At 71.7% G+C, this 14,802-nt stretch carries 18 protein-coding genes; 13 read left to right on the top strand and 5 right to left on the bottom strand.

Features of this window, described 5'->3' with window-relative positions; translation table 11 throughout:
* Positions 1 to 38: 38 nt before the first annotated feature.
* The 4 genes from flgB to H2038_RS06555 all read left to right on the top strand — a co-directional run bounded on the left by flgB (position 39) and on the right by H2038_RS06555 (position 2,604).
* Positions 39 to 443 carry a flagellar basal body rod protein FlgB gene (flgB, locus tag H2038_RS06570; protein ID WP_292110637.1) on the top strand — a complete coding sequence of 135 codons (405 nt, stop codon included), beginning with the start codon at positions 39 to 41 and terminating at the stop codon, positions 441 to 443.
* A 49-nt stretch (positions 444 to 492) separates the two neighbouring features.
* Positions 493 to 879: a flagellar basal body rod protein FlgC gene (flgC, locus tag H2038_RS06565; RefSeq protein ID WP_292110749.1), complete on the top strand. Its 387-nt coding sequence runs from the start codon at positions 493 to 495 to the stop codon at positions 877 to 879.
* A gap of 10 nt (positions 880 to 889) precedes the next feature.
* A complete protein-coding gene (gene fliE, locus H2038_RS06560; protein ID WP_292110634.1) occupies positions 890 to 1,189 on the top strand; it encodes a flagellar hook-basal body complex protein FliE in 300 nt (99 codons plus the stop codon).
* Between the two features lie 92 nt (positions 1,190 to 1,281).
* The gene (locus H2038_RS06555) at positions 1,282 to 2,604 is read left to right on the top strand and encodes an amidohydrolase family protein (RefSeq protein ID WP_292110630.1); all 1,323 of its coding nucleotides are present in this window, start codon (positions 1,282 to 1,284) and stop codon (positions 2,602 to 2,604) included.
* Positions 2,605 to 2,610: 6 nt separating this feature from the next.
* Here H2038_RS06555 and H2038_RS06550 read toward each other — a convergent pair whose 3' ends face one another.
* The 4 genes from H2038_RS06550 to H2038_RS06535 form a co-directional block, all read right to left on the bottom strand.
* Positions 2,611 to 3,759, bottom strand: coding sequence for an acyltransferase (locus tag H2038_RS06550; RefSeq protein WP_292110627.1), 1,149 nt, complete (start codon positions 3,757 to 3,759; stop codon positions 2,611 to 2,613).
* Between the two features lie 59 nt (positions 3,760 to 3,818).
* A complete protein-coding gene (locus H2038_RS06545) occupies positions 3,819 to 4,106 on the bottom strand; it encodes a helix-hairpin-helix domain-containing protein (protein ID WP_292110624.1) in 288 nt (95 codons plus the stop codon).
* An 82-nt stretch (positions 4,107 to 4,188) separates the two neighbouring features.
* Entirely contained in the window at positions 4,189 to 4,764 is a 576-nt protein-coding gene (gene folE / locus H2038_RS06540) for a GTP cyclohydrolase I FolE (protein ID WP_292110621.1), read from the bottom strand.
* A gap of 46 nt (positions 4,765 to 4,810) precedes the next feature.
* Entirely contained in the window at positions 4,811 to 6,106 is a 1,296-nt protein-coding gene (locus tag H2038_RS06535) for a M20/M25/M40 family metallo-hydrolase (protein WP_292110618.1), read from the bottom strand.
* 138 nt (positions 6,107 to 6,244) lie between these two features.
* Here H2038_RS06535 and fliQ point away from each other — a divergent pair, with 138 nt between their 5' ends.
* Genes fliQ through flhB form a run of 3 tightly spaced genes read left to right on the top strand, consistent with a single transcriptional unit; the run spans position 6,245 to position 8,352 of the window.
* Positions 6,245 to 6,508 (top strand): flagellar biosynthesis protein FliQ, encoded by a 264-nt coding sequence (gene fliQ, locus H2038_RS06530; RefSeq protein WP_292110615.1) that lies wholly within the window; start codon positions 6,245 to 6,247, stop codon positions 6,506 to 6,508.
* 4 nt (positions 6,509 to 6,512) lie between these two features.
* Positions 6,513 to 7,283, top strand: a complete 771-nt coding sequence (fliR, locus tag H2038_RS06525; RefSeq protein WP_292110612.1) for a flagellar biosynthetic protein FliR — start codon at positions 6,513 to 6,515, stop codon at positions 7,281 to 7,283.
* Positions 7,276 to 8,352, top strand: coding sequence for a flagellar biosynthesis protein FlhB (flhB, locus tag H2038_RS06520; RefSeq protein WP_292110609.1), 1,077 nt, complete (start codon positions 7,276 to 7,278; stop codon positions 8,350 to 8,352). The genes fliR and flhB overlap by 8 nt, the downstream gene beginning before the upstream one ends.
* Here the strand turns inward: flhB and H2038_RS06515 are convergent.
* Positions 8,327 to 8,707, bottom strand: a complete 381-nt coding sequence (locus tag H2038_RS06515) for a DMT family protein (protein ID WP_292110606.1) — start codon at positions 8,705 to 8,707, stop codon at positions 8,327 to 8,329. The two genes, flhB and H2038_RS06515, sit on opposite strands and share 26 nt — an antisense overlap.
* 99 nt (positions 8,708 to 8,806) lie before the next feature.
* On the opposite strand from H2038_RS06515, the gene fliF reads away from it, so the two are divergent.
* The 6 genes from fliF to bla are packed head-to-tail and all read left to right on the top strand — an operon-like array spanning position 8,807 to position 14,799.
* The gene (gene fliF, locus H2038_RS06510; protein ID WP_292110603.1) at positions 8,807 to 10,444 is read left to right on the top strand and encodes a flagellar basal-body MS-ring/collar protein FliF; all 1,638 of its coding nucleotides are present in this window, start codon (positions 8,807 to 8,809) and stop codon (positions 10,442 to 10,444) included.
* On the top strand, positions 10,441 to 11,478 hold the full coding sequence (fliG, locus tag H2038_RS06505; RefSeq protein WP_292110600.1) for a flagellar motor switch protein FliG: 1,038 nt from the start codon (positions 10,441 to 10,443) through the stop codon (positions 11,476 to 11,478). The genes fliF and fliG overlap by 4 nt, the downstream gene beginning before the upstream one ends.
* A gap of 1 nt (position 11,479) precedes the next feature.
* Positions 11,480 to 12,121, top strand: coding sequence for a flagellar assembly protein FlbE (locus tag H2038_RS06500; RefSeq protein ID WP_292110598.1), 642 nt, complete (start codon positions 11,480 to 11,482; stop codon positions 12,119 to 12,121).
* Positions 12,121 to 12,453, top strand: a complete 333-nt coding sequence (fliN, locus tag H2038_RS06495) for a flagellar motor switch protein FliN (RefSeq protein WP_292110595.1) — start codon at positions 12,121 to 12,123, stop codon at positions 12,451 to 12,453. Before H2038_RS06500 ends, fliN begins: the two co-directional genes overlap by 1 nt.
* 38 nt (positions 12,454 to 12,491) lie before the next feature.
* Entirely contained in the window at positions 12,492 to 13,883 is a 1,392-nt protein-coding gene (locus tag H2038_RS06490; protein ID WP_292110592.1) for a sigma-54 dependent transcriptional regulator, read from the top strand.
* Position 13,884: 1 nt separating this feature from the next.
* Complete coding sequence (bla, locus tag H2038_RS06485) at positions 13,885 to 14,799, top strand: class A beta-lactamase (RefSeq protein ID WP_292110589.1); 915 nt, start codon at positions 13,885 to 13,887, stop codon at positions 14,797 to 14,799.
* The last annotated feature ends 3 nt before the right edge of the window (positions 14,800 to 14,802 follow it).

The following is a 14,802-nucleotide window of genomic DNA, read 5'->3' as shown; positions in this document are numbered from 1 at the left end:
CATCGAACCGTGGGCGATCCGCGCCCGGAGACGACCTCGTGGGCTTCGCCGACCTGCCGCTGCTGAGCCAGATCAAGGGCCGCCTGAATTGGCTCGACGAGCGCCAGCGCCTGATCGCCCAGAACGTCGCCAACTCCGACACCCCCGGCTACGTCGGCCGGGATCTGGAGCTGCCGACCGACTTCGCCGCGGCGATGCGCCGGGGCGGCGGCCTGCCGATGATGCGCACCAGCGCCATGCACATCGCCCCGCCCGGCCAGCCCGCCCGCTTCGCGACCACCGCCGCTCCCGACTCCGAGACCACCCTCGACGGCAACGCCGTGGTGGTCGAGGAGCAGATGCTGAAGATGGCCGAGAGCCGCATGGCCTACGACGCGGCCATCGGCTTCTACCAGAAGTCCATGCAGATGCTGCGCATGGCCGCCCGGCCGCCCGGCCGCTGACCGAACGGAGTAGCCGATGCCCGATCCCGTCCCGCCGCGGAACAGCGCCATGGCCGTCGCGGCCAGCGCCCTCAAGGCCCAGCAGTCGCGCATGCGCGTGATCGCCGAGAACATCGCCAACGCCCAGTCGACGGCCCAGGTCGCCGGCGGCGAGCCCTACCGGCGCCAGATCCCGGTCTTCCAGGCGCGCGAGATCGACGGCGTCACCGGCGTCGCCCTCGCCGAGGTGCGGCCCGACCAGGGCGACTTCCGCTCGGAGTACGACCCGTCGCACCCGGCGGCCAACGCCGAGGGCTATGTGCTGCGCCCCAACGTCGACACCCTGATCGAGGCGATGGACATGCGCGAGGCGCAGCGGGCCTACGAGGCCAATCTCAACGTCATCGAGACGGCGCGGACCATGGAGGCCCGCACCCTCGACCTGATCAAGAAGTGAGGGCTGAGCGATGAACCCCTTGCTGGCCGCCAAGGCCTATGCGGCGGTGCAGGGCGGGGCCCTGCCGACCGCCCCCGCCGCGCCCGCGGCGGGAGCCGGCTTCGCCGAACTCCTGACCAACGTCATGGGCGAGATGACCCAGGCCTCGCGCGCCGCCGAGACCCAGATGGCCTCCGCCGTCCAGGGCCAGGGCAGCCTGATCGACGTGGTCACCGCCGTCTCCTCGGCCGAGGCCTCGCTGGAGACGGTGATGGCGGTCCGCGACCAGGTGATCTCCGCCTATCAGGAGATCATGCGGATGCCGATCTGACGCGGCGTCCGGATTACAGCGATTTCATGGGGGCCGGCGCATCCGGCGTCGGGGATCCGGGCCTCTGAGCGGGACAACCGTCCGGAGCTCCCATGACCCGCCTGTCCTTCGTCGCCTGCGCCGCCGCCCTCGTCGCCGCCTGCCTGCCCGTCGCGGCGCACGCCCAGTCCGCCCCCCCGCCGGTCACCCTCGTCCGCGCCGGCGACCTGTTCGATTCCGAAGCCGGGCGCATGGTGGGGCCGCGCGACATCCTGATCCGCGGCCGCCGGGTGGCCGAGGTGGGGCAGGGGCTCGCCGTCCCCGAAGGCGCCGCCGTCCTCGACCTGTCCCGCTGCGCGGTGATCCCCGGCCTGATCGACGGCCACACCCACCTCCTGCTCGAGGAAGGCTTCTCGGAGAACCTCTCCATCGTCGCCGCCCGCGACCAGGCCATCCAGGGCGACGTGGTGCGCAGCCTCGCCGGCGCCCGGCGCGCCCGCGAATACCTCGAGGCCGGCTTCACCAGCGTGCGCGACCTCGGCAACTCGGGGCGCTTCCTCGACCTGATGCTCGAGCAGGGCGTCCGGGGCGGTTCGGTCCCGGGGCCGCGCATCTACGGCTCGGGTCCGGGGCTCGCGCCGGCCGGCGGGCAGCTGCAGCCCCAGCCGCACGATCCGCACCACCTCGTCGACGCCGAATACCGCATCGTCACCGGCGTCGAGGACGGCCGCGCGGCAGTCCGCGAGGCCATCGCCCGCGGCGCCGAGGTGATCAAGATCTACGCCGAGGCCACGCCCCAGCGGACCCGTCTTTCGCCCGAGGAGATGGCGGCCATCGTCGCCGAGGCCAGGCGCCATCGCATCCCCGTCGCCGCCCACGCCACCGGCGACGAGGCTGTCCGCGAGGCGGTCGAGGCCGGCGTCACCTCGATCGAGCACGCCTACCAGGTCTCGGACGCGACGCTGCGTCTGATGGCGGAGAAGGGGGTCTGGCTGGTGCCCACCGACGTCTCGCTGGAGCGGGCGCTGGAGATCACCGCCGGCTGGCCGCAGCGGCCGCCGCGCGAGGAGGTCGAACGACACCTTGAGGAGAGCCGCGACCGCATCCGTCGCGCCCGCCGTCTCGGCGTCCGCATCGCCGCCGGTTCCGACGCCTACGGGCCGTACGAGCGGGGCAGGGGGGCTTCGGCGCTCGGGGTGCTCGACGCCTATGTGGAGTCCGGCATGACACCGGCCGAGGTGCTCCGGAGCGCCACCTGGGAGGCCGGGCGGATGCTCGGGGACGACGGGCTCGGCGTGGTGCGCCCGCAGGCCTGGGCCGATCTGGTCGCCGTCGAGGGCGACCCGACCGCCGCGCTGACCCCGCTGCGCACGCCCCGGCTGGTCATGAAGGCCGGCCGGGTGGAGGCGGGTTCGGCGACGGGCTGCGGCGGCTAGGCCGGCTCAGCCCTCCAGCGACACCACCGGCTGGAGCGCCGGCGCCTTGCGGGCGCGCCGGCCCTTCAGCCAGTCGCGGATGCGGTTCTGGAGCGGCTGGTCCACGGCGACGTGGAACAGCCAGGCGAAGGCGAAGGCGGCCAGCACGCCGCCGGCCCAGATCGCCCACTGGGCCGCCACCGGCAGGGCCAGCCGGGCGATCGCCACATTGCCCACGCCGAACCAGGCGATGCGGACGACCTCGTTGGTGATGAACATCGAGAAGCTGACCTGCGCCGCCTTCTCGACCCACTTCGACGGCCGCGGGGTGGGGGTCGCCCCCGCCGCGAGGATGATCACCGAGATGCAGGCCAGCGACGCCAGGGCGTGCTTGTCGAAGAACTGCAGGCCGGCCAGCAGCACCGCCGCGCCGATCCCCGACCAGCCGGCCAGCCGCGGATGGATCCAGGTCTTCTGCGCGAACCACGCCAGCGCCATGCCGAGGAAGAACAGGGGCAGGGCGCGGAAGAAGCCGAAGCCCATGGGCATCTGGTAGACCGGATAGCCGAGCAGCGCCCAGGTGAGTTCATTGGCCAGCAGGTAACCTCCGACGCCCAGGCCCAGCGTCGCCCACGGCCCCAGCTTCATCAGCCCGCGCAGCAGCCACGGGAACGCCAGGTAGCAGCCGATCAGGGCCGAGATCGACCAGCTTGGCGCGTTCCAGCCGTAGCCGCCGGGGACGCCGTACGCCTGGGTCAGGGTCAGCTGGGCCGGCAGCTGGTCCCAGCGGAACCATTCCGGCGCGCGGGGCGCGAAGCCCAGCATCCCGCCCCCGACCACCAGCGCCACCAGCGCCAGCCCCATCATCAGGTGCGCCGGGACGACGCGCAGGTAGCGCTTGAGGAAGAAGTCGCCCGCCGACATCCGGCCGCCGGCCACCGAGGCGCCGTACACCCGCATCAGCACATAGCCGCTGTCGATCAGGAAGAAGTTGGTCAGCAGGAAGCCGCTGCGCTCGAACGCCGGATGCAGGCTCTCGGCGAGGGCGATCGGCCCGGCGCCCTGGAAGTGATGCAGGATGATCAGCCCGGCCACAATGAAACGCAGCGCGTCCAGCCAGCCGCCGCGCACGATGGGCGGTGTCTCATTCCGGGTCGAAATCGCGGTCCAGGCCATCCGAAAAGCCTCCTCGGAGGCGAATTCCGCAAGGACCGGGCCGCGTTTCCGGAGTCAGGTCAGGCCCGGCCCATATTGCCCGCGGGCGAGTCGGCGCTGCCGCCGCTGCCGGGCTCTCCGATCGGGCCGCTCGTGGGCTCGCCCAGCTCGGCGCCGGCGCTCTTCAGCGCGTTGATCCGCTCCTGGTCGACGCCGTCGACCCGCTTCAGGTCGCCCCATTCGTGGAACGGACGGGCCTCGATCAGGGCCTCGGCGATCTGCGGCTCCACGCCGTCCAGTCGGCACAGGCTCTCGCGGTCCGCGGTGTTCAGGTAGACCGTCTCACGGTCGTCGCCGGCGTTCGCCATCGTCGTCTCCTTTTCTGACACGGGTTCAGAACAGGAGGCGGCCCGGCTCGTTCCCGGGCGACCTTGCGCCACGCGACGGAGATCAGCCCCGGACCAGTCGCAGGAACTCCTCGCGGGTGCGCGGGTCGTCGCGGATCACGCCCATCAGACAACTGGTCGACAGACTCGCGCCCGCCGTATTGACCCCCCGCAGCGTCATGCAGCTGTGCTCGGCCTCGATCACCACGCCCACGCCCTGCGGGCGCAACACCTCGTGGATGGCGGTGGCGATCTCGGAGGTCATCTTCTCCTGGATCTGCAGCCGTCGGGCGAAGCCGTGCACCACCCGCGCCAGCTTGGAGATGCCGACCACCCGGTCGGTGGGCAGGTAGCCGACGTGGGCGCGGCCGACCACCGGCAGCATGTGGTGTTCGCAGAAGCTGACGAAGCGGATGTCCTTCAGCACCACCAGCTCGTCGTAGCCGCCGACCTCCTCGAAGGTGCGCTCGAGATATTCCCGCGGATCGCTGGCGTAGCCGGCGAACAGCTCGCGGTAGCTGCGCGCCACCCGCGCGGGCGTATCGAGCACGCCCTCCCGGTCGGGATCGTCCCCGGCCCAGCGGATCAGGGTGCGGACGGCGGCCTCGGCTTCGGCCTGGGAGACGGGGGCATCGGTCATGCCCGCCTTAGACCGCGTCGGACGCGGAAGTTCCAGCCCCGGCGCCTCACTCCGTTCCGAGGCTGAGCCGGCTGATCAGCACCGCCGCGCGCTGCGACTGGCGGATCAGGCTGTCGAGGTCGACCCATTCCCCCTCGGCGTGGGCCCCGCCGCCGGCGACGCCGAGGCCGGCCAGGGTCGCCACGTCCGCCGCCACGAAGCCGCTGTCCGCCGCGCCCCGGCGGGCCGGATCGTACTCGGCCATTTCCGGCAGGCCGAGGTCGCGGTTCACGGCGTTCAGCCGCGCCAGCAGGGCGCGGCTTCCTTCGCTCGGGGCCATCGGGGGATAGCCGTCCTCGGCAAACACCAGTTCGGCGTCCGTGCGGGGCAGATGCTCGGCGACGATCGCGGCCATCCGGGCGCGCACCCGCGCGTCCTGCTCGGGCGTCAGGGTGCGCAGGTCGCCCCGGGCGACCGCGGTCTCCGCGACGATATTGGTCTTGCCCGAGGCCGTGACGCGGAAGCCGGCCCCGTCGATCGCCGCCGGCGTTCCGCCGGCCATCACCCCGACGTTGTAGGTCAGGTTCGGCTCCGGCAGCTCGCGCCGGAAGGCGTCGAGGATGCGCGCCATCTCGTAGATCGCGCCGTAGCCGAGCGCGTCGTTGAACACCCCGCTGGAGTGGCCGGTGCGGCCGCTGGTCGTCAGCGTCCAGCTGGACGAGCTGCGCCGGGCCACGGTGCCGAAGTCCTGGCCGTCCTCCACCGCCAGGTTCTCGAACTCCAGCGCAAAGTCCGCCGCGCGCCCCGCCTCGATCAGGTCGCGCCGGGCGATCGCCAGCGGCGATCCCGGCCGTTCCTCGTCGCCGGTCAGGACGACGGTGACGTTGGCGTCGCCGAGGGTCCCCGCCGCCTGCATCGCCCGCAGGGCCGCGATGATCACCACCACGCCGCCCTTGTCGTCGCCGATGCCGGGTCCGACAGCGCGCGCGCCGTCACGGACGAAGGTCTGGAACGGGCTGTCCGGCTCGAACACCGTGTCGAGGTGGCCGATCAGCAGCACGTTGCGGCCCGGTCCCGGATGCGAGGCGACCAGGTGCCCGGCGCGTCCGGTCTCCCCCATGTCGACCCACCGCACCTCGAAGCCGAGCGGCTCCAGCTCGGCGCGGACCATGTCCCCGACCGCCCGCACGCCCTCGAGATTGAGGGTGCCGCTGTTCCGGTTCACCAGCCGCTCCAGCAGCCCGACGTGCCGCTCGTGCTCGGCCTCCACCGTCTGCATCATCGTGCGCTCCGCATCGGTGGGCCCGGCGAGGACCGGCCCCGCGAGGCAGAGGGACAGGACGGCGGCGAGGATCAGGCGCATTGGAGGCTCCGCGGGGGTCGGGCCAGCGTCCCGCATCGACCGGCCCGGGTAAAGGGGCAGCGGGGCCGCCGTTCCTAACGCCCCGTTAACCACGCCCCCGGCATTTTCTGCCCGGTCATCCCGGGAGTGCGAGTTTCGATGAACGGCGCGGAAGTTCTGGACGTGGGGCGCGACGCCCTGTGGCTGACCATCCAGCTGTGCCTGCCCGTGCTGCTGGTCGGCCTGGTCGTCGGGGTGGTCATCGGCCTGTTCCAGGCGCTGACCCAGATCCAGGAGCAGACCCTGATCTTCGCCCCGAAGATCATCGCCATCTTCGTCTCCCTGCTGCTGTTCCTGCCGCTGATGGGCGCCCTGCTGGGCGGCTTCATGCAGTCCATCGCCGCCCGCATCGCCGGCATGTGAGCCGGTGGAGCCCTATGCGACAGCCGACCAGGTCTGGCAGGGCGCGCTGATCTTCGCCCGCATCGGCGCCGTGCTGCTGATGCTGCCCGGCATCGGCGAGAGCTACGTCCCGCCGCGCATCCGCCTGTCGCTGGCCCTGGTCATCAGCCTCGCCCTCTGGCCGGTGGTCGCCGGCGCCCTCCCGGCCCTGCCGGCCTCGCTCGGGGGCATGGTCGGCTGGATCATCCGGGAGGTGCTGGTCGGCCTCGGCATCGGCGCCATCCTGCGCGCCTTCACCACCGCCCTGTCGACCGCCGGAGAGGTGGTGTCGCTGCAGACCGCCCTCAGCTTCGCCCAGACCGCCAATCCGCTGCAGGCCCAGCCCGGCACGACCATCTCGGCCTTCCTGATGCTGCTGGGCACGACCCTGGTGTTCGCCACCAACACCCATCACCTGTTCGTCGCCGGCCTCGTCGGCTCCTACGACCTGATCGCCCCGGCCCGGCCGCTGATCACCGGCGACTTCGTTTCGCTCGCCGTCCGCACCGTCAACGACGCCTTCCTGCTCGGCGTCCAGCTCGCGGCGCCGGTGCTGGTCTTCGGTCTGATCTTCAACCTCGCCGCCGGCCTGGTCGGGCGGGTGATGCCGCAGTTCCAGGTCTTCTTCGCCGCCGCGCCGCTCAGCATCATCCTCGGCCTGTCGATCTTCGCCCTCGGCCTCGGCGTGCTGGGCACGGTGTTCATCGACCGCTACCGCGCCGTGGCCGACGTCTTCGTGGGAGGGGCCGGTGGCTGAAGGCGCCGATCCCGAGTCGAAGACAGAAGAGGCAACCCCGCGAAAACTCGCGGAGGCGCGCAAGAAGGGCGACGTCGCCAAGTCGCCGGACGTCGCCTCCGCGCTCAGCCTGCTCGGGGCGGCGGCGGTGATCCTGATGGCCGGCGGCGTCTTCGCCACCTCCATGGCCGAGCAGCTGCTGCCCTTCATCGCCGCGCCGCACACCCTGATGGGCGGCCTCGACGCGGGGGCCGGGGTCGAGATCGGCGGACGCGCCCTGTGGGCGGCGGCTCCCTTCCTCGGGGCGCTGATGCTGGCCACCATCCTCGGCGGGGCCGGCGGCAACCTGGCCCAGTCCGGCCTGATCTTCACCGGCGAGAAGCTCAAGCCCGAGTGGTCGCGGGTGAACCCCCTGGCCGGCTTCAAGCGCATCTTCGGCCCCGACGGCCTGGTGCAGTTCGTGAAGACCTTTCTGAAGCTGCTCGCGGTCGGGGTGATCTGCTGGCTGGTCCTGCGCCCGCACGTGCGCGAGCTCGAGAACCTCGCCGCCATGCACCCGGCGGCCATCCTGCCGCTGGCCCGGGACCTCGCCGTGGCCCTGCTGGGCGCCGCCCTCGTCTTCCTCGCCTTCACCGCCGGCGCCGACTACCTGTGGCAGCGCTACCGCTTCGCCGAGCGCATGAAGATGACCAAGGAGGAGGTCAAGGAGGACTACAAGCAGTCCGAGGGCGATCCCCACGTCAAGGCGCGCCTCAAGCAGATCCGGGCCCAGCGCAGCCGCCAGCGGATGATGCAGAACGTCCCCAAGGCGACGGTCGTGGTCACCAACCCGACCCACTATTCCGTCGCCCTGCGCTACGAGCCCGACCAGGGCGACGCCGCCCCCGTCTGCGTCGCCAAGGGCGTCGACGCCCTCGCCCTGCGCATCCGCGAGGTCGCCCGCGAACACGAGGTGCCGGTGGTCGAGAACGTCCCCCTGGCCCGCGCCCTCTACGCCGCGGTCGACGTCGACGAGACCATCCCGCGCGAGCATTTCGAGGCCGCCGCGCGGGTCATCGGCTTCGTCATGCAGGCCCGCCGCCGGCGCTGACCGCCCCGAACGGCCCCCGGAACACCACCCACGCCCCCGCCATGATCAGGGCGAAGCCAACGGCGTGGTTCAGGGTCAGCTTCTCCCGCAGCACGGTGACCGAGAACACCGCGAAGACCAGCAGGGTGATCACCTCCTGCATCGTCTTCAGCTCGGCCGCCGAATAGACCTGATGCCCCCACCGGTTCGCCGGCACCGCGAGGCAGTACTCGACCAGGGCGATGCCCCAGCTGACCAGCACGACGATCCACAGCGGCTTGGAGCCGAACTTCAGGTGCCCGTACCAGGCGAAGGTCATGAACACGTTGGAGGCGACCAGCAGGGCCACCGGCGTCAGGTAGGGGTTCAAGCACACGCTCCGCGGTCACGACTTAACGCCGCGTTTACCACAGAGGCGGCAGTTTCTGCCTAGCGGGCCTTGATCGAGTACCCGCGTGTATCGGGGCGGGGACGCGTGGGCGGCTTCACGGCGGCGTTGCAGAGATTCGGGATCGGTCGTCTGACCGTGGTGCTCGGCGTCGCCGCCGGCGTCGCGGCGGTGCTGGTGGCCCTGATGCTGCGCATCGGCCAGGCCCCTGACGCCCTCCTGTACTCCAACCTCGACCTGCGCGAGGCCTCCGAGGTCACCGCCGCCCTCGACTCCGCCGGCATCAAGTACAGCTCGAAGGGCGACGGCTCGACCATCTTCGTCAGCCGCGACGAGGTGGGAGAGGCCCGCATGCTGGTCGCCGGCAAGGGGCTCGTGACCTCCGGCTCGGTCGGCTACGAGATCTTCGACAACCAGTCGGTGCTCGGCCAGACCGAGTTCCAGCAGAACCTCAACGCCAAGCGGGCGCTGGAGGGCGAGCTGGCCCGCACCATCCTGGCCATGCGCGGCATCTCCTCCGCCCGGGTGATGATCGCCCTGCCCGAGCGCCAGCTGTTCCAGGCCCAGGCTGCCGAGCCCACCGCCGCCGTCGTCGTCGGCGTCGCCGGCGGTCAGCTCAGCGGCGCCCAGGTGCAGGCGATCCGCAACGTCGTCGCCTCCTCGGTGCCGAACCTGAAGCCGGAGCGGGTCACCCTCACCGACACCTCCAACCGCACCCTCGCGGCGGGCTCGGACGACGCCGGCTTCTCCGCCGCCTCGGCCGAGGAGGCCCGCGGCCAGACCGAGGCCCAGCTGCAGGCCCGCATCAAGGACATCGTCGAGGGCGTGGTCGGCGTCGGCGCCGCCCGCGTCCAGGTCACGGCCGAGATCGACCACAGCCGCTCCACCACCCAGGAGCAGCGCTTCGACCCCGACGGCCAGGTGGTGCGCTCGATGTCGACCAACGGCTCCGAGAGCCAGGACACCACCGGCGCGGCCGACGGCGGCGCCACCGCGGCCAACAACATCCCCGGCGGCGAGGCCCCCAACGCCACCCCGATCGGCTCGCGCGACACCCAGTCGACCGAGACCACCAACTACGAGATCTCCAACACCACCACGACCACGGTGAAGGAAGCCGGCGAGATCAAGAAGCTGGCCGTCTCGGTGGCCGTCGACGGCCGCTGGACCCCGCCGGCCAACGGCGAGGGCGAGCCGACCTGGGCCCCGCGCTCGGAGGAGGAGATCGCCCAGATCCGCGCCCTCGTGGCGGCCGCGGTCGGCATCGACGAGGAGCGCGGCGACCGGATCGAGGTCCAGAACGTCCGCTTCAGCCGCGACGCCCTGCCGGACGGCGGCGTCGAGGCGGGTTCCTCGCTGTTCAACTTCACCAAGAACGACCTGATGCGCGGGGTCGAGCTGCTGGTCCTGCTGGTCACTGGCGTGCTGCTGATCTTCTTCGTGCTGCGTCCGCTGCTGAAGACCGCCGCCGGCGGCGGCGCCGCGCCCCAACTGGCCGCCCCCGGCGGCCCCGCCGTCACCTCGCTGCAGACCACCATCGTCGGCGGCGCCGGCGGCGCGCCGGCCCAGCTGACCGGCCCCTCGGAGATGGAGCAGCGGCTCGACATCGCCCGCATCGAGGGCCAGGTGAAGGCCTCCTCGGTCAAGAAGGTCGCCGACTTCGTCGAGCGGCACCCGGAGGAATCGACCTCGATCCTCCGCAACTGGGTGCATGAAGGCGGATGACGGCCCGCCTCGTGAGCAAGAAGCCGACCATCGACGACGTCAGGAAGCTGACGGGGCCGGAGAAGGCCGCCGTCATCCTGCTGTCGCTCGGCGAGGACCACACCCGCCTGTGGCAGGGTCTCGACGAGGACGAGATCAAGGAAATCTCGCAGGCCATGGCCTCGCTCGGCACCGTCTCGGCCAACGTGGTCGAGGAGCTGATGGTCGAGTTCGTCTCGGGCATGAGCGGCTCGGGCGCGGTCATGGGCAGCTACGAGCAGACCCAGCGCCTGCTCGCGGCCTTCATGCCGCCCGACCGCGTCGACGCCCTGATGGAGGAGATCCGCGGTCCCGCCGGCCGCACCATGTGGGACAAGCTCGGCAACGTGAACGAGGCCGTGCTCGCCAACTATCTGAAGAACGAATACCCGCAGACGGTCGCGGTGGTGCTGTCCAAGATCAAGCCGGACCACGCCGCCCGGGTGCTGACCGCCCTGCCGGAGGACTTCGCCCTCGAATGCGTCCAGCGCATGCTGCGCATGGAGCCGGTGCAGCGCGACATCCTCGACAAGATCGAGCAGACCCTGCGCACCGAGTTCATGTCCAACCTGGCCCGCACCTCCAAGCGCGACAGCCACGAGCTGATGGCCGACATCTTCAACAGCTTCGACCGCCAGACCGAGGCCCGCTTCATCGGCGCGCTCGAGGAGCGCAACCGCGAGGCCGCCGAGCGCATCCGCGCCCTGATGTTCGTGTTCGAGGACCTCAGCAAGCTCGACCCCGGCGGCATCCAGACCCTGCTCCGGGCCGTCGAGAAGGACCAGCTGGCCCTCGCCCTCAAGGGCGCCTCCGAGGCGCTGCGCGAGCTGTTCTTCTCCAACATGTCGGAGCGCGCCGCCAAGATCATGCGCGAGGACATGGAGGGCATGGGGCCGGTGCGCCTCAAGGACGTCGACCAGGCGCAGATGGCCATGGTCCAGGTCGCCAAGGACCTCGCCGCCAAGGGCGAGATCATGCTGGTCGGCCAGAGCGGCGACGACGAGCTGATCTACTGACATGACCGCGCGCCCCTTCATCTTCGACACCGAGTTCGACGCCGACGGCGCGGTGGTCCAGCCGTCCGCCTGGCAGCCGCCGAAGCGCGCCTTCGCCCCGGCCGAGGTCGAGGCGCTGGTGGCGCAGGCGCGGCTGGAGGCCCGCGAGGCCGCCCTCGCCGAGACCGCCAGCCTCCAGGCCCAGGCCCTCTCCGTCATCGCCCGGTCGATCGACCACGCCGCCCCGGCCCTGGCCCAGATCGCCCGCACCCACCGCGAGCAGTCCGCCGATCTGGCGCTCGCCGCGGCGCGGGTCGTCGCCGCCGCCGCCCTCGACCGCTTCCCGGCCGGTCCGCTGCAGGCGGCGCTGGAGGCGCTGGGCCACGAGATCGACGCCTCGCCGCGGCTGGTCATCCGCGCCGCGGACCTCGACGAGGAGACCCGCCGCCGGATCGAGTCCCTCTGCGCCGACGCCGGCTTCACCGGCCTGGTCGCCTTCCGCGACGAGCCCGGCCTGGCCCCGGCCGCCTTCCGGCTCGAATGGGCCGACGGCCGCGCCGAGTTCGACGCGGACGCCGCCATGAGCCGCATGGCGGAAGCCCTGCATTCCGCCCTCGCCGCCGAGGCGGGGCACGCTGAAACCCTCACCGAAGGGAGGCCGTAATGGCGTCCGACACCATCGCGCTCGAGGAATTCCCCGAGTCCACCGCCCTGGCCCCGCACGAGGAGCACGGCGAGAAGACGGCGCACGACCTCGCGCCGGTGTTCGACGTCCCGGTCAACATCTCGGCCGTTCTCGGCAAGGCGCACATGTCCGTGGCCCAGCTGCTCAAGCTGAACCGCGGCTCGGTGCTGGAGCTGGACCGCAAGGTCGGCGAGGCCATCGACATCTTCGTCAACAACCGTCTCGTCGCCCGCGGCGAGGTCGTGGTCGTCGAGGACCGGCTGGGCGTGACCATGACGGAAATCATCAAGACCGAGGACTCGGGCGCCTGAAGCGGCGACCGGCTGTGAGAGATTAGGGGAGAAGACCGATGCGGCTTCTGGTGGTTGGCAGGCTCAGCGGACAGCTGGCGACGGCGGTGAAGATGGCCATGGCGCACGGCGCCAAGGTCCAGCACGTCGAGCGCGGCGACCAGGCGACCGAACAGCTGCGGCGGGGGCAGGGGGCCGACCTGCTGATGGTCGACTACCGCGTCGACATCGCCGCCCTGATCGCGGCCAACGAGGCCGAGCGCATCCATGTGCCGGTGGTGGCCTGCGGCGTCGACGCCGACGCCACGGACGCGGCCAACGCCATCCGCGCCGGGGCCAAGGAGTTCATCCCCCTGCCGCCCGAGGCCGATCTGATCGCCGCCGTCCTCTCGGCCGTGGCCGACGACGAGCGGCCGATGATCTCGGCCGACCCGGCCATGCGCGCCGTGATCGGCCTCGCCGACCAGGTCGCGCGCTCGGAAGCCTCGATCCTGATCACCGGCGAAAGCGGCGTCGGCAAGGAGGTCATGGCCCGCTACCTCCACGCCGGGTCGAAGCGCGCGGACAAGCCGTTCATCAGCGTCAACTGCGCCGCCATCCCCGACAACCTGCTGGAATCCGAGCTGTTCGGCCACGAGAAGGGCGCCTTCACCGGCGCGCTGGCCCGCCGCATCGGCAAGTTCGAGGAGGCCCACGGCGGCACCCTGCTGCTGGACGAAATCTCCGAGATGGACGTCCGCCTGCAGGCCAAGCTGCTGCGCGCCATCCAGGAGCGGGTCATCGACCGCGTCGGCGGGACGAAGCCGGTGCCGGTCGACATCCGCATCATCGCCACCTCCAACCGGGATCTGGCCAAGTCGGTCGCGGAGGGCTCCTTCCGCGAGGACCTGCTCTACCGGCTGAACGTCGTGAACCTGCGCCTGCCCGCCCTGCGCGAGCGCCCCGGCGACATCGCCGTGCTGGCCGATCACTTCGTCAGGAAGTACGCCGCCGCCAACGGCGTTCCGGTCCGCCCGATCTCCGTCGACGCCCGCCGCGCCCTGCTGACCCACCGCTGGAACGGCAACGTCCGCGAGCTGGAGAACGCCATGCACCGGGCGGTCCTGCTGGCGACCGGGCCCGAGATCGACGTTGACGCCATCCGCCTGCCCGACGGCCAGCCGCTCAACGCCGGCGGTCCCGGCGCCGCCTCCGACGTCGGCGTGGCCGCCCGCGCCGCCTCCACCGCCGACGCCGTCTCGCGCGCCTTCGTCGGCCAGACGGTGGCGCAGATGGAGAAGACGCTCATTCTCGACACCCTGTCGCACTGCCTCGGCAACCGCACCCACGCGGCGAACATCCTCGGCATCTCGATCCGCACCCTGCGCAACAAGCTCAACGAATACGCCGACGAGGGCGTCGCCATCCCCGCCCCGCAGAGCGGCGTCGCCGCTTCCGGCTACGCCGCCTGACATGTCGCTCCCGACGGACCGCAGAAGCGTCCTGACCGGCCTCGCCGCCCTCGTCGCCCCCGCCTGTTCGCGACAGTCCGCGACGGGGCCGGCGGAACAGCCGGCGCGCCCGGCCGCCGCCATGGCGCCCATCGACCTCGCCCCGCTCGAGGCGCGCAACGGCGGCCGCCTCGGCTTCGCCGCCCTCGACGTCGCCTCCGGCCGCAGCGTCGGCTGGCGGGCGCAGGAGCGGTTCGTCTACTGCTCGACCTTCAAGATGTACCTCGCCGCCGCCACCCTCGAACGGGTCCAGCGCGGCGAGGAGAGCCTCGCGCGCGAGGTCCCGGTCGTCGCCGCGGACATGGTCAGCCACGCGCCGGTCACCGAGCCGGCCGTCGGCTCCACCCTGTCCATCGAGACCCTGTGCAAGGCGGTGGTCGAGGTCAGCGACAACCCCGCGGCCAACATCCTCATCCGCGAATACGGCGGCCTCGACGCCTGGCGCGACTGGTACCGGTCGATCGGCGACGACAGCACCACGGTCGATCGCCTCGAACCCGAGATGAACCGGCTGGACGGCGACAAGGACACCATCCTGCCGGCGCAGTCCGTCGCCAACATGCGGCGGCTGTTCGTCAGCGCCGACACCCCGCTCGCCGCCGACAGCCGCACGCGCCTGATGCGCTGGATGATCGACTCGCCCACCGGAGCCGCCCGGATCCGGGCGGGGGTCCCGGCGGGCTGGACGGTGGCGCACAAGACCGGGACGGGCGGGTACGGCCCGACCAACGACATCGGACTGGTCTTTCCGCCCTCGGGCGAGCCGGTGGTGATCGCCTCCTACTATCATGCCACGCCGTCGTCTTCCGCGGCGGCCAACGACGCCGTGATCGCCGGGGCGGTCCGCCTCGCCCTGAAGGCGCTCGGCCATGACTGACGC

The organism is Brevundimonas sp. (assembly GCF_013912005.1).
In the GTDB taxonomy this organism is placed as follows: Bacteria; Pseudomonadota; Alphaproteobacteria; order Caulobacterales; family Caulobacteraceae; genus Brevundimonas.
The sequence above is the reverse complement of the archived record's forward strand: the minus strand, read 5'-3'. Positions and strand labels throughout refer to the sequence as shown.

Coding starts and splice junctions, on each gene's coding strand:
- flgC (WP_292110749.1), top strand. CDS start 493: ATGGCCGTCGCGGCCAGCGCCCTCAAGGCCCAGCAGTCGCGCATGCGC.
- H2038_RS06555 (WP_292110630.1), top strand. CDS start 1,282: ATGACCCGCCTGTCCTTCGTCGCCTGCGCCGCCGCCCTCGTCGCCGCC.
- folE (WP_292110621.1), bottom strand. CDS start 4,764: ATGACCGATGCCCCCGTCTCCCAGGCCGAAGCCGAGGCCGCCGTCCGC.
- H2038_RS06490 (WP_292110592.1), top strand. CDS start 12,492: ATGCGGCTTCTGGTGGTTGGCAGGCTCAGCGGACAGCTGGCGACGGCG.
- H2038_RS06500 (WP_292110598.1), top strand. CDS start 11,480: ATGACCGCGCGCCCCTTCATCTTCGACACCGAGTTCGACGCCGACGGC.
- fliN (WP_292110595.1), top strand. CDS start 12,121: ATGGCGTCCGACACCATCGCGCTCGAGGAATTCCCCGAGTCCACCGCC.
- fliE (WP_292110634.1), top strand. CDS start 890: ATGAACCCCTTGCTGGCCGCCAAGGCCTATGCGGCGGTGCAGGGCGGG.
- H2038_RS06545 (WP_292110624.1), bottom strand. CDS start 4,106: ATGGCGAACGCCGGCGACGACCGTGAGACGGTCTACCTGAACACCGCG.
- H2038_RS06550 (WP_292110627.1), bottom strand. CDS start 3,759: ATGGCCTGGACCGCGATTTCGACCCGGAATGAGACACCGCCCATCGTG.
- fliG (WP_292110600.1), top strand. CDS start 10,441: ATGACGGCCCGCCTCGTGAGCAAGAAGCCGACCATCGACGACGTCAGG.
- H2038_RS06535 (WP_292110618.1), bottom strand. CDS start 6,106: ATGCGCCTGATCCTCGCCGCCGTCCTGTCCCTCTGCCTCGCGGGGCCG.
- bla (WP_292110589.1), top strand. CDS start 13,885: ATGTCGCTCCCGACGGACCGCAGAAGCGTCCTGACCGGCCTCGCCGCC.
- fliQ (WP_292110615.1), top strand. CDS start 6,245: ATGAACGGCGCGGAAGTTCTGGACGTGGGGCGCGACGCCCTGTGGCTG.